We start from the raw sequence: 13,107 nt of genomic DNA, 5'->3' as shown, positions 1-13,107 counted from the left end.
AATCTTAACCCCTGTTATTTTTTCTTTTACGTTCATTAGTAATTGCTTGAGTCGTAGCTTCAATTACTGCACAGGCAATTGCATGTCCCAGTTCAGTAGCTGACCCAGCGTACGGATGAATGTGTAAAAAACGTTGTTCATCATTGGTTGCTGCAATCACGACGGCATCTGTTGTTGTTCCTGTTGCAATTCTTCCCTTTTCGTCTGTCACTCCCATGTTAGAAAGTGCAATTGTTTTGGCTTCTGTTGCCGTGATGATTCCATTAACCATGGCTCCGTCTGTCATTCTTCCGTCTACAAAAATAGTGATATTGATTGTTCCAGCTGAATAGGCGTTATACCGCTGCTCTACACTGCCTGCTCTGGCTGCATTTCCTACCCCAGAGGTTGCTATCACACAAACCTCGAACTGATCACCACGAATGTACGCGGTACCTGCCTCATCCACATGGGCTGCGGTTAACATCCCGATTGAATAATCTGGATTTGCTTTTTCATCCAATAGAAATGCGTGAATATCTTCTTTTGGCTGATCGGAAAGGTAATCAATATCCACGTATTTGTTTAAAATCCATTTTGCCGATACAAAACCTCCACCCCAGAGAGCACTTGAACATGCACGAAATCCCGTGGGGTAATGAATCAAAAGCCGTTCGTGTGTAATTGATACATGAAGATCTTTTATAAGTTGCAAATCTGCCACACCTCATCATCTGTACATCTAGTTATCATAAATTGTCCATGTCCTATGGAAGAATCAAAATATCGATTCCGATCCTGATATAGTAGTATGGATGAAACCAATCGCAGCATTCCACCATGCGTTACCACTAATACAATCGATTCCTCATCAGTAGCTTCGGAATGCGTATCCTTTTTGCAATGCTTCGAAATAAGCTCTGTTACAAATTTTTTCAGACGAGATTCTAGCTGAATCAGGTTCTCTCCATTAGGAGGCGCCACTTCCCAAGGATTATTGTAGAACTGATAAATCAATTCGCGGTTTCGTTTCTCTATTTCTTGATAAGTAAGCCCTTCCCAGTCACCAAAAGATACCTCTCGCAGGTTAGAATCTGTCAGCACATCAATATGTGAATGATATTTGGCAACCAGAAATGCTGTTTCTTTTGCTCGGTGCAAATCGCTTGAATAAATGGCCGTTAGTGGACGATTTGCAAAAAATTTGGCAACCTGCTCAGCCTGGGCAACCCCTGCTTGCGCAAGCGGAGCATCCAGATGTCCAATATATTGCTTTGCTTGATTTTCTAATGTGACGGCGTGGCGCATCCAAATTACTTTTACCATCCAATCATTCCCCCAAGATGAACGTAGGAAACTGCTCCTACCAATAGAAGCGTTTCGGTTACTTCAACCAATGCCCCATATGAATCCCCAGATAAACCATGTAGTTCCTTCATGAGTTTACTATTAAACAAGAGATGGACTACGATTGTAATCCCTGTTAATAAGCTACCTGCCCAGATACCGCAAGCGATGATCATAATAAAGAATGAAAGAAGCAGAGAAATGATAAAACTCCATTTGCTTAGTCCACCCTTAAGCCCTTGTGCTGAGCCCTTTCCACTTTTCTGATGCAAATATGGCCAATAGTAGATAGAGGCTAGCATGCTCATTCGTGCCATCATTGGTATAGCAAGGAGTAGGGCTGCATATCTGATTACCACCAGATTATTCATAATCAGATACACGGAGATAACCTTAATGGAAAGTAACACGAAACAAGCAATGACTCCCATTGCTCCTACTCGGCTATCTTTCATAATCTCGATCATTCGTTCACGAGTTCTCGCAGAACCCAGACCATCCGCTGTGTCCATCCATCCGTCAAGGTGAAGTCCCCCAGTTACCCAAATCCAGAAGCTAACAAGAAGCAGCCCCGCCAACATATCTGGAAAAAGGTACCCCAATAAGCTTGACGAAAGAGCTAACAAACAACCAATAACAAGTCCAACCAATGGATAAAACCGAGCACTTTTATACCAGTCGCTCTCTGCATATGTATACGTTACAGGTATCCGAGTCAAAAATGTGAGTGCGGAAAAAAACGCATTCATGAATGACTCGCCCCTTTTATATTCATCGGTATTCCTGCGACAACGAAATATACTTCATTTGCAAATGAAGCAAGTAACTGATTGGCATAGCCAGCAATGTCTTGAAAACTTCTACCCAGCTTGGTTGAAGCTACACCACCGAGACCCACTTCATCTGAAACGATTATCCAAGTAACATCCAGGCCACGAATAGCATCCAAGCAAGCTGCTACCTTGTTTTGAAATGCTTGTTTTGTCTCTGCTTTTGAAAGTTGATCTTCTGGCATGCTCATCATAAGATTCGCGATCCACCCTGTAAATGTTTCGACTAAAATAGCAGAGATGTTATGTGAACCTACACGTTCTTCTGGATTATCATGTAGGGATCTGATAAGACCAGGTAAATCTTCTGCTTCTTCCAGTGTGAGCCATTTCTCTTTTCTTCGATTCTGATGCAAACGAATTCGCTCTCTCATTTCGTCATCCCATGCCTGTCCAGTTGCTATATAGAGGAGTTTTTCATCTCCCTGTGCAGAGGTAAGCTGTTCGGCAAAACTACTTTTACCCGAACGTACGCCTCCCATAACCAGTATCAATTTTCCCATATCATTATTCCTCCCCATTGTAGGTGATTGCTTGTAATGCCTGCATGAGGACGGCAATCATTATGTCATTCTCCTCTTTTGTCTTTATCGCGATCCGAATGAACCCATCAGTTAATCCTGGGTACATACTACAATTTCGAATTAACACACCACGTTTCGCCATCTCTTCCTGTAGTGTGGCCGATGAAATGGTTTTTAACTGAAGGAGCAAATAATTAACTTCGCTCGGATAGCAAATTAATTCTGAAATGGAACGAAGTATACCAGTTATTCGTTCTCTTTCGTTTTTTACGTATCTCTTTGTCTCTTCAACAAAATCGTGCTCTTCCAGAAGAAGTTCCCCAGCAATTTGAGCCAAATGGTTAACACTCCATGAAATTTGTTTACGAGATAGCTTTTCTATCACGTCAGGTTGAGAAACGACGTACCCAAGGCGCAGTCCAGCAATCGCAAACATTTTTGTCATAGACCGGAACACTAAAACATGCTTGAATTTCGTTATATGAGGTAAAAGTGATAACGAGTCTCCATCTGCAATGAAGTCAATAAACGCTTCGTCTACACAAAGATAGGTTTGTTCCTCTTCACAAGCCTCTGCTACCTGTAATAATTCCCTTGGTTGTAGATAATTTCCAGTTGGATTGTTGGGATGCCCCAGGAACAACATATCCACATGCTTCACCTGTAACAACAAATCGTCTACTTTAGGTAAAAAGTTATTCTCCGCAGTGGTTGGTATCCCGACTATTTGACACCCTGCTTGTACAGAAATACTCTCATATTCGGAAAAAGATGGATAGATAATACCTACCTTTTCTGGTGCAAGAGCTGTAACAGCTAGATGAAGGCATTCAGCCCCCCCATTACCAACTAATATATGGTCCGGGGAAATATTAGTAGCAAGTGTTTTTGATAATTGTTTACGCAGGTTACGACAACTAGGATCCGGATATCGAACAATCTCAGGCATTCTTTTTTGCAGTTCTGGCAGTAATCTAGAAGGTATACCAAATGGATTGATGTTAGAGCTGTAATCGAGCAATTGATCTGGGTTAAGTTGATAAGTTTCAGCGGCTGTCCATATATCTCCGCCATGTCCGTAACGTTCAATCATAATTGTACTGTCAACCTTCCTGATGATAATTTATGAGTTAAAAACATCTCTTTACCTGCTATTATTCATTTCTATTCCTAAAGATAATCTCTTCTAGTATAGCAGATGGAAAAGAAAAAAGGGTTGAGCATCTCGCCCTCCCTCTCTATTCGGAATTCACTTATTTTTCTTTGTTATCTGAAAGTAAATCCAAGAAACTTTGGAGGCTGGTCAATTTTTCATTAACCATTCTTGTTTTCTGTGAAATGTTGTCGAGGTCAACAATTGGTATTAGACGCTTCCGTTTTTTTTCTGCCTCCCATTCTCCGAGATATCTACCAATTTCCTCTGGATTGCTTAGCACCTTTGCCACTCTAGATGGCTTCTTTCTTAACCATTGTTCAAATTCAGGATATTCTTTCAATATACGCTTCGCGGTGCTTTTTCGCATAGCTTGATCCCCTTTCTACCGCTACTTAGACTATTCACCATTACCATATGACTAGTCCGCTCGTGCTGATTGTGCGGTTATCCACTATGGTAAAGAAAAGGCTACCAACCAGGGCACTCGTGGATTTTTTGGTAAAAACACGGAAACTTGCAGCCATGAACCTACTAGGTACATATACATGCAGTGTAAATATCTTGGTGGTCATTGAAAGGGGCTATGCATAAATGATCGAAATGCCAAATCCGGCAGCCTTACACCATCTGGTGGGTAAGACTGTACGTGTCTTTAAAGGAGGCTATGAATCAAAGCAAGGGATCCTGCTAGCTGCATATGGCGACCTGTTGGTTTTGTTGACGGAACGAAGCAGAGTGATCTATTATCAACTAACTCAGGTTTCAAGTGTTGAACAGGATTTTAGTGCCTCTCCTTTTAAAATCATATCAGGAATTCCAGAAGAGGTAGTTTCGGCAACTACGTTTCAGCAACTGCTTATCTCAATGGTGAATCGTTTGGTTCAAGTTGAACAAGGTGGATCAGAAGCAAATTGGGGTGTCCTCCGCTATGTATCCAGTGATTATTTTGTCATTGAAACAATCGAGAAGGAATTTATCTATTACTATACACCTTTAGTAAAAAGTATTGGCCGGCTTGGGTTCTTTGATGAAAATGAGGAACTACAGGAGCGACAAGAGCTCTTTGGTCACATTAGTCCGCTTGATCAATATATCGAAGCTTCTAGTTTCTATGAATTAATACTTTTTTTGAAAAACACTTACGTTCGTATAAATCAACGTGGACCCAGAAGTATAGATGGTACTCTAACAGAACTGTTCTTTAATTACCTTAACCTTGTGCACGAAAAATCCGTTTATCACTTACCTATAGCTCATATCCACAGCATTGTTAATCTGGAAAAGGACATCTTTCCATATGTTAATCCATCTACAATTGAGAACTACACAGAAAAGACTGCTCACTCCCACCATCACAAAAGTAAGGTAAGGGTACGCAAACATAAACACAAACATCACCATGTTTCTCAACCATCTTATTCATTCCAATACTCTACATCTCAACCTATTTCAAATAGTTCTTCCGCTTTAGACACTTCTCCTCAGCAGTATTCAGAAAATGACATTAAATATGTTATGGTTCATAGGAATGCGAAAACGGTTACGCTTGGTAAGTAATAACCGAGTAGTTAGTAGGATAATTCTTGGAAAAAGGAGCAGGAAATACGCGTCCTTTTTTCATGTACATAATCCGTCTATAAAAGGAAAAGAGGCCACGCGGGCCCCTTTTCTCATCCACTTATTCAGTTGGACCAAAAATTAGCGAGCAAGTTGTTGTTCTGCGAAAGAAACTAGACGCTTCGTAATTTCTCCACCAACAGAACCGTTTTGGCGTGAAGTGGTATCTGGACCCAATTGAACGCCAAATTCAGCTGCGATTTCATACTTCAGCTGGTCAAGAGCTTGGTTCGCTTGAGGAACTAAAAGGTTGTTGCTAGACCCGTTGTTAACTGCCATAACCTTTCATCTCCATTCATGTTTTATTGCTGCGGCTTTGTTGCCGTCAGCGTTCAACTTTCCAGGCGTTTTTGGTAGCTTGATAAGTTGAGTGCCGATTACAACCATCTGAGAGAAATGTGCCGTACACCTTTGTTTGAGCTTTACTTGTTGTATTGCTTTTGCTGTACTACTATCATGTTACAAACTCGAAATTTCATTCCTGCTTTATTTTGTTAGATGTTGGGTGAATAGGTCTGTTTCCACTTGTTCGTGTTATAATGTTCCATAGCGTTTTTTTACGGAAGGAGATTTCCTCATTGATATTAAATAATAAGGTCTTGTTAATCGACGGAATGAGCTTTTTATTCCGTGCCTTTTACGGCTCATCATGGACAGGCAGTATTCGTCAAACATCATCTGGCGTTTACACGAATGCTGTTTATGGTTTTACCAAAATGCTACTTGATTATGCAGATCTGACCCAACCAACACATGTAATTGCAGCCTGGGATGTAGCATCCAGAGAAACTCTCCTTCGCAGCCAATGGTATGACGGTTATAAATCAAATCGGGTTGAACCGCCAATGGAATTAATTCCTCAATTTGATCTGGTTAAAGAAGTTACCTCTGCCTTTTCTGTCCCGAATCTTGGAGTTCCGGGATACGAAGGAGATGACATATTGGGCACAATCGCAAACCGTGTCTCACAAGAAGGAAATGAGGTTGTCATTGTTAGTGGTGACTATGATAGCTTGCAATTAATCCGTGATAACGTTCATGTAAAGATCCTGAAAAATGGCGGGAAGCATGAACATTACAATCCCGAATTTCTATTAGAGCAAAAAGGAATCTCTCCGCTTCAAGTCATTGACGTGAAAGCACTTCAAGGCGATACATCTGACTGTATTCCAGGATGTCCTGGAATTGGAGAAAAAACAGCCATTAAATTAATTAAAGAATATGGTTCCCTTGAAGGTGTGTATGAAAACCTGCACCTACTAACACCGAAAATGAGAGCAAAGCTGGAAGAGAACAAAGATACTGTTTTTCTCTGTCGTAAACTGGCAACGATTCTCTGTGATGCCCCTATAACGTGCGATATGCAGGAAGCTGAGTGGCAGTATGATCCTGTTCAGGTAAGAGACAAACTGCTTGAATTAGAATTTGGCAATGCCATGCTCACAAGAATCGGATAATAACGTGATATTCCACCAAAAAACACAGCAAAATCTAATCTGATCTGCTGTGTTTTTTTATTACTTTTCCCTGCAATGGTGTGAAATATTTAGGGGTCAGTGCTGCATAATATTGGCGGTAGAACCAATCGCCGCTATCCTTATCGTTCGTCATATTAATCAGTCAGTAGCACGATGTTTATAAGGCAGCATTTACTGGAAGAATGTGGCTATACAATCATGATAAAGAGGGTGTATTCTTTGCCACATCTACATCTAAGCCAAGATGAATACGATATTTTAATGGAGCGCATCTATAAAATCATCTCACGTACAGAGGAACTGGATCAGGTAACTCATCACCTCATCTTCGAAGTGTGGCGGATTCTTCACTTTAGGAAAGTGGATAAGCCTTATAAACCTCGTCTTACTCAGGAGAAATTTAGATAGGGTAAAACTGAAAAACAACTCTAATATAAATACGTCGTTTCTCTGTTATCACACAGAAAAACGACGTTTATTAATTTCTTAGGAAATCGTCTGTCAGTTGACTAGCATGAGATAGATACTCCGTATTACCTGTTGTTTCATACAGCTCAAGCAATCCCCATGCAAAAAAGGCGTAATCATCGACATACCCGACATACTGCGCTTCCCTATCCCTGATTGATGATTTTCCAAACAGCCGAATGTAACCGGTAGCAATAAAAAAACAAACTTGTATTCAACTGGGTTTGTACATTCGCCTTCTGTTTATAATAGTAAAGAATATACAAATGAGCTGGGTGAGCCAGCTAAAAGGGAAGAAAATTTAGCTTATCTTTGTTTTTTATCCTTTATATAGGCAATTGCTTTTTAAAAACTTAACGTTTTGTCGTGAAAGGAACTTATCAAAATGCTTGAGAAGGGTAAAATCGGAAGCCGTCAACTGACGATATTAGTGATATTATATACGATTGGTGATTCTATTTTAGTTATTCCCTCCATTGTCGCTTCCGAAGCTAAACAAGATGCCTGGATTTCAGGTATTTTTAGCGTGGCAATAGCACCGTTATTGGTTGTTTTTTTATATGACGCGTTAAGAAAATGCTATCCTGATTTATCATTAGTGGAATACAGCCAAAAAATTTTGGGTAAGTGGCTGGGAATAGCGATTTCACTTGTATTTATAAGCTACTTTTTTATAACTACAGCGACTTACCTGAGAGAAATTGGGGATTTTATGACAAGTCATATTATGTCTGAAACTCCAATTCAAGTTATCATGTTTCTTTTTATGAGTATCGTCCTCATGGCCACACGCCTCGGTTTGGAACCTTTGGCGCGAAGCGCGGAAATATTGTTCCCTTTTGTTGTATTATTGTTATCATCATTGATGATTTTTCTTCTGCCTGAGATTCAATTTCAAAATCTGCAACCAGTATTGGAGGAAGGATTGAAACCGGTGATTCGGGGATCTATATCATTTCTTATCTTGCCCTTTATGGAACCAGTTGCGGTTCTGATGATCCTTCCGTTTGTGAGTCAAAAAGACAGAATAAGAAAAAGCCTTTTTGTCGGGCAATGGTTGGCTGGAAGTGTTTTGATCATTATTACAATGTTAGCCATTCTTGTTCTTGGTGCAGATTCAACAGCTAGACAAATTTATCCAAGCTATCAGTTGGCTAAGAAAATTAATATCGCTAATTTTTTGACGAGGCTGGAAGCAATACTCGCCGTAATATGGTTCACCACGATGTTTATTAGATTAAGTTTGTTTTTTTATGTGACCGTTTTAGGTCTGGCACAAACGTTAAAATTGCAAGATTATCGTTCTTTGGTTTTTCCACTTGGCATGATTTTGATTGTTTTTACTTTGATTATGGCACCTAATATCGTCTATTATAATAACTTGATTTCAGACATCTGGCCGTTTTATGCTATGACAGTCGGGTTTTTGCTTCCATTGTTATTATTAACAATCGCTAAAGTGCAGAAAAATGATGGATCAAACTAAGATCGGATCTTATTTGTTAAGAAACTTTTGTGAAATTCTATCATTTTTGCACAAACCAGCTATGAAAGAGTTTATAGTAATCTCAACAATGCCCGCAAATAGAATCTCAGGTGTTATTCCATTAAAGGGCGCTTTAATGGAATAACATAGTATAAATTTCAACTTCTGAATAAAAAATAACGGGTTTTACATCTTTATTTATGATTTTCGAATGCATGCTCCCATTCCTTGTATAAACCAAGCAAATTACTTTATCTTTTCTAAAAAGGTATTATCTATTGTGCCTATCTGTCGGATTTCTCCTTGTACATGTAAATTTACATGTAAGTTCTCAAAACTTTTATTCCAATCTTTTTTGAGTTTTTTCCAGGCTTTAGGATCAGCACGATGAATTGCCTCGCCAAATCCAAATATATCCACTTTATATTTTTCCTGCACTTGTTTTATTGCGTTGTTAAATATTTTCCTCGTTTCTTTTTCATACATTTCCTCTAACTTGTCAATTGATTCTGATTTTGTCAAGTCGATATCGCATTCTACTTCACCTATACTGCCTTCTACGTGAACATTTAGATCTATCTCAGGCTTTCCATTCTTTATTTTACCTTTCATTTCAGTATTTGAACTCGTCACATGAAACACAAATTTTCCGCCTTTAGGACACGGTACGTTCACAGCTGTACCTGCCTCTTTGTTTGTAATGACGTTATACGTTTTGCTTTGTTTCTCATCTAACCAGCCAACTAATTTATCTTTTTTAAACACTGCTAATTTTTGAAAGAATAATCGGGCTGGGGTATCAATCACTTCTACGTTCTGATTACCTAAATCTTTTTCTTTATCGCCTTTCATATGCAAGAAGACTCCTGTTAACACCGGTTGCTTTCCGTCGCTTACCAAATCCGTGATCAGATCATCTAACGTAACGAAACTTGTCGCTGACCATGCTTTTGCAGTTTCTTTAAGGGTATCAAATAAATTAATGGCAGGTATTTTCTCTAAAGCTGTAGGCACCTTGAGGATATCTTCTGCGTTCATTCCCTTAGCTACAACAATATAATAATCTGATCGCAGTTCACTGTTTCTTGAGAGAATATCTAACGATTTTCCAATTCCTTTTTTTGCTAATGACTCACCAATCACAAGCATCCGAAGATGTGAGGGATAAATTTTCCTTGGGGATTCCTTTGTCATTTTTTGAAGAGCCTCAAATATGGTTTGCCCTTTCGCCTGATAGATGATTACCGGTGAACGACCGTTTCCTCCACCAGCCTTTCCCATAGCCACTTCCTTAGGATTTACTACTTGGGCGGTTACAAGATATTGACCATCCATTGTACTATCTATCCCGAAGGCTAGTGTGATAGCCAGTTCATTTAATTCACGACGGTTCCAGCAACCTGTAGTAAATAATAGAAATACGAGCAGCATGATAAGCAATGTAACGTAGCGTTTCATAGATTAAATTCCTTTCGAATTATTTATACATGCTTATATCTAAGGGGAAGAAGACTCCATTTAGTCCTTTTTGAATGAATGTTTCTTAAAAACTTTAACCATGTAAAATCGTTTTCACTTTAAAAGTTTCTCAATAATGTCAGAAAGCGGTTTATAAATGGTTGTAATCCAATCTAGCGGATTGGCAAATTTAATATTTAGGGCTTGGGCAATGCTTAACGCGGTTCCAAATAGTAGAAGAACGGAAAATATCCCTAGTTCCTTTTTACATTTTTTTCTCAAAAGAGGAGGAACATCTATCGCGACGATCACAGCGACGATTACAAAGATTCCTATAACAGCCACCACTTTCATCTACTCCTTTCTTCCTTTGCTTTATGAAAGAATGGGATACTGTACCGATGCGTCAAATCTTTATATCTACTATGTATTCACGGGCAATTCAAAATTATTTGTTCCAATTCTTTTTATACCTTTGGCAAGCTTGGAATCGGGCTTCCAAGTCCAAATAGACGAGCTATGTGTTTTCTATGCTGTTTTGATAATTTTGTTTTTCAATCTCACATTTTATTCCGTGGCGGTTTCGAGGCTGAATTTTGTTCGCGTTTGATGTTTTTCTGGCTGATTAAACGTGGGCGAGAAAACATCCTCCACCAGGGTACCCGAATAAGCGTATCCTTAATGTCCTCCGGGATAAAAGGGCCAAAAGGACTCATATAAGGAACCCCAAAAGAACGCAAGCTACACAAGTGAAGAACAAGTGCAATAAATCCAACGAGTATCCCGAACAAGCCAAAAGAAGCGGCAAGCGCCATCATTGGGAAACGGAGCATCCTAATGGACATTGACAAGGCCAAGGTAGGAAGCACAAAACTTGAAGTCGCCGTGATTGCAATAACGATTACCATGGCAGCCGATACAAACCCAGCTTCTACTGCTGCAGTACCAATCACCAGTGTTCCTACAATTGATACGGCTTGTCCTATAGCCTTTGGCATTCGTAAGCCAGCCTCCCGCAGGATTTCAAATGCCGTTTCCATCATGAGAGCTTCAATAAATGCAGGAAAAGGAACGCCTTCCCGTTGGGCGGCTAAATTAATCAGAAGCCCAGTTGGTAGCATTTCCTGATGAAACGTTGTGATAGCAATATATAGGGATGGTCCTAGTAGAGCAATAAATATACTAAAAAAGCGAAGCAAACGAATGAGGGTGCTAATGTCTGCACGTTGATAATAATCTTCTGCGGACTGTATGAAGGAAACAAACAGTGCCGGGGCGACTAGAACAATCGGCGTTCCATCCACTAATATGGCAACTTTCCCTTCCAAAAGTTCTGCAGCAATCGCATCAGGTCGTTCCGAATAATATATAGTCGGAAAAGGGCTGAACTTTTCATCTTCAATCAATGCCTCGATATAACCACTTTCTAGGATCCCATCGATATCGATTCTATCTAGACGCTTGTGCACTTCTTCAACAACTTTGTCATTCACGACTCCATCAATATACATGATTGCTACGTTTGTTCTGGTCATTCTTCCGATTGTTTTTGTTTCCAACCAAAGATTAGGAGTTTTTATTTTTCGGCGAATTAACGCCGTATTGGTACGCAAGTTCTCTGTAAAACTTTCTTTGGGTCCTCGAACAACTGTCTCAGTGGTAGATTCTGTGACACCACGGTCTTTTCCACCACGCATGCCAATTGTGAATCCTTGTGCATATCCATCCACTAAGAGGACAACATCCCCTGATAACAAGGAAGTTAATAAATAACTGAATTCAGTAACATCCTGTATGTCTCCAACCGTAAGGATGTCATCTTTCAATATTTGCAAAACATTATGTTGAGATGATATGATTTGACCCTGGTCGGTATGGATATCTAACATGAGCGATTCCAAAATAAAGTTCTGAATGGAATTCGTATCCACCAATCCATCCGTATAGAAAATACCTGCTTTAACACCTTTTTTGCCAATTTGTATTTCTCTAATCACTATGTCTCTGCTATTTCCGAGCACTTGCTTTACATATTGAATATTTCCTTCGAGGCTTGTTTTTAACAGGTCTTTGTTATTTTCCTTACTTTGATCTCCTTGCTCGAATGAGGAGTGGGTTACACTGTTTTTTCTTTGTTTCTTAAAAAAACGCATACGTTTTATTCCTTCTCAGTATTTTGATTCATCGCTTATATAAATTTTGGAGTCTAGTTCACTTCATAAACACTGTTTCACCTTAATTATTTTCAATCGAAAATTTTAAAAGAAGCATGTTAGTTGATATCTACGGAAATAATTGCCCTGTGAAATGATAATTATTCACATATAATCAACTTGATCTTTCTCTTTCAATTTCATTTTTACCAATTAAGCTTGAATTATACTTTAGCCCTAATAAGTGAAATATTATGATAGTATCCTTTGCTGTTGTCGCCTTCTGCCAATTTTCCTTAAACCCATTTATAGTTCTTCAATTTCTTCCTCGGTGTACCGCATGATTCCCTTTAATTGCGTTTCAATCTCCGCAATTTCTTTCTTGACCACCAATTAAAAAAAGAGTCAACAGACTCTAAAGTTAATTAATTAATCCAACTCTTAAATTTTTAACACCAGGTAAATAGCACTAATTATTACTATTTCAGGAACACCTTCTCCTTCAATCGAATAAGCTAATTCGAATCCATCAATAACATATTTTCTGATAATGGTCAGAAGTTATTTAGGTTTATTTTATTGGTATTGCCAAGCGATTGTAGCATCTTGTA

At 39.2% G+C, this 13,107-nt stretch carries 14 protein-coding genes; 4 read left to right on the top strand and 10 right to left on the bottom strand.

Annotation, left to right across the window (positions count from 1 at the left end):
• Window positions 1-4: 4 nt before the first annotated feature.
• From LM917_RS05735 to LM917_RS05710, 6 genes are all read right to left on the bottom strand, one after another.
• Complete coding sequence (locus LM917_RS05735) at window positions 5-694, bottom strand: adenosylcobinamide amidohydrolase (RefSeq protein ID WP_232696515.1); 690 nt, start codon at window positions 692-694, stop codon at window positions 5-7.
• Window positions 682-1,305 carry a histidine phosphatase family protein gene (locus tag LM917_RS05730; protein ID WP_232696514.1) on the bottom strand — a complete coding sequence of 208 codons (624 nt, stop codon included), beginning with the start codon at window positions 1,303-1,305 and terminating at the stop codon, window positions 682-684. Before LM917_RS05730 ends, LM917_RS05735 begins: the two co-directional genes overlap by 13 nt.
• Window positions 1,299-2,075 carry an adenosylcobinamide-GDP ribazoletransferase gene (gene cobS / locus LM917_RS05725; protein WP_232696513.1) on the bottom strand — a complete coding sequence of 259 codons (777 nt, stop codon included), beginning with the start codon at window positions 2,073-2,075 and terminating at the stop codon, window positions 1,299-1,301. Before cobS ends, LM917_RS05730 begins: the two co-directional genes overlap by 7 nt.
• Window positions 2,072-2,659 (bottom strand): bifunctional adenosylcobinamide kinase/adenosylcobinamide-phosphate guanylyltransferase, encoded by a 588-nt coding sequence (gene cobU / locus LM917_RS05720; protein WP_232696512.1) that lies wholly within the window; start codon window positions 2,657-2,659, stop codon window positions 2,072-2,074. The genes cobS and cobU overlap by 4 nt, the downstream gene beginning before the upstream one ends.
• 4 nt (window positions 2,660-2,663) lie before the next feature.
• Window positions 2,664-3,773: a threonine-phosphate decarboxylase CobD gene (gene cobD, locus LM917_RS05715; protein WP_232696511.1), complete on the bottom strand. Its 1,110-nt coding sequence runs from the start codon at window positions 3,771-3,773 to the stop codon at window positions 2,664-2,666.
• A gap of 160 nt (window positions 3,774-3,933) precedes the next feature.
• Complete coding sequence (locus LM917_RS05710) at window positions 3,934-4,203, bottom strand: hypothetical protein (protein WP_232696510.1); 270 nt, start codon at window positions 4,201-4,203, stop codon at window positions 3,934-3,936.
• A 224-nt stretch (window positions 4,204-4,427) separates the two neighbouring features.
• Between LM917_RS05710 and LM917_RS05705 the strand changes: the two genes are divergently transcribed.
• Window positions 4,428-5,393, top strand: a complete 966-nt coding sequence (locus tag LM917_RS05705; RefSeq protein ID WP_232696509.1) for a hypothetical protein — start codon at window positions 4,428-4,430, stop codon at window positions 5,391-5,393.
• A 141-nt stretch (window positions 5,394-5,534) separates the two neighbouring features.
• Here the strand turns inward: LM917_RS05705 and LM917_RS05700 are convergent, their stop codons facing one another.
• Window positions 5,535-5,732 (bottom strand): alpha/beta-type small acid-soluble spore protein, encoded by a 198-nt coding sequence (locus tag LM917_RS05700; protein WP_232696508.1) that lies wholly within the window; start codon window positions 5,730-5,732, stop codon window positions 5,535-5,537.
• A gap of 299 nt (window positions 5,733-6,031) precedes the next feature.
• Between LM917_RS05700 and LM917_RS05695 the strand changes: the two genes are divergently transcribed.
• From LM917_RS05695 to LM917_RS05685, 3 genes are all read left to right on the top strand, one after another.
• Window positions 6,032-6,910, top strand: a complete 879-nt coding sequence (locus tag LM917_RS05695; protein ID WP_232696507.1) for a 5'-3' exonuclease — start codon at window positions 6,032-6,034, stop codon at window positions 6,908-6,910.
• Between the two features lie 240 nt (window positions 6,911-7,150).
• Complete coding sequence (locus LM917_RS05690) at window positions 7,151-7,339, top strand: hypothetical protein (RefSeq protein WP_232696506.1); 189 nt, start codon at window positions 7,151-7,153, stop codon at window positions 7,337-7,339.
• 445 nt (window positions 7,340-7,784) lie between these two features.
• Window positions 7,785-8,885 carry a GerAB/ArcD/ProY family transporter gene (locus LM917_RS05685; RefSeq protein WP_232696505.1) on the top strand — a complete coding sequence of 367 codons (1,101 nt, stop codon included), beginning with the start codon at window positions 7,785-7,787 and terminating at the stop codon, window positions 8,883-8,885.
• A 246-nt stretch (window positions 8,886-9,131) separates the two neighbouring features.
• Here the strand turns inward: LM917_RS05685 and LM917_RS05680 are convergent, their stop codons facing one another.
• From LM917_RS05680 to LM917_RS05670, 3 genes are all read right to left on the bottom strand, one after another.
• Window positions 9,132-10,343, bottom strand: coding sequence for a Ger(x)C family spore germination protein (locus tag LM917_RS05680; RefSeq protein WP_232696504.1), 1,212 nt, complete (start codon window positions 10,341-10,343; stop codon window positions 9,132-9,134).
• A 114-nt stretch (window positions 10,344-10,457) separates the two neighbouring features.
• The gene (locus tag LM917_RS05675) at window positions 10,458-10,697 is read right to left on the bottom strand and encodes a hypothetical protein (protein WP_232696503.1); all 240 of its coding nucleotides are present in this window, start codon (window positions 10,695-10,697) and stop codon (window positions 10,458-10,460) included.
• Between the two features lie 206 nt (window positions 10,698-10,903).
• Entirely contained in the window at window positions 10,904-12,496 is a 1,593-nt protein-coding gene (locus tag LM917_RS05670) for a spore germination protein (RefSeq protein ID WP_232696502.1), read from the bottom strand.
• Window positions 12,497-13,107 lie beyond the last annotated feature (611 nt).

The organism is Brevibacillus daliensis, assembly GCF_021245735.1.
Lineage (GTDB): Bacteria > Bacillota > Bacilli > Brevibacillales > Brevibacillaceae > Brevibacillus_B > Brevibacillus_B daliensis.
Note: the sequence above shows the minus strand (reverse complement) of the source record. Positions and strands in the feature narration are given on the sequence as shown.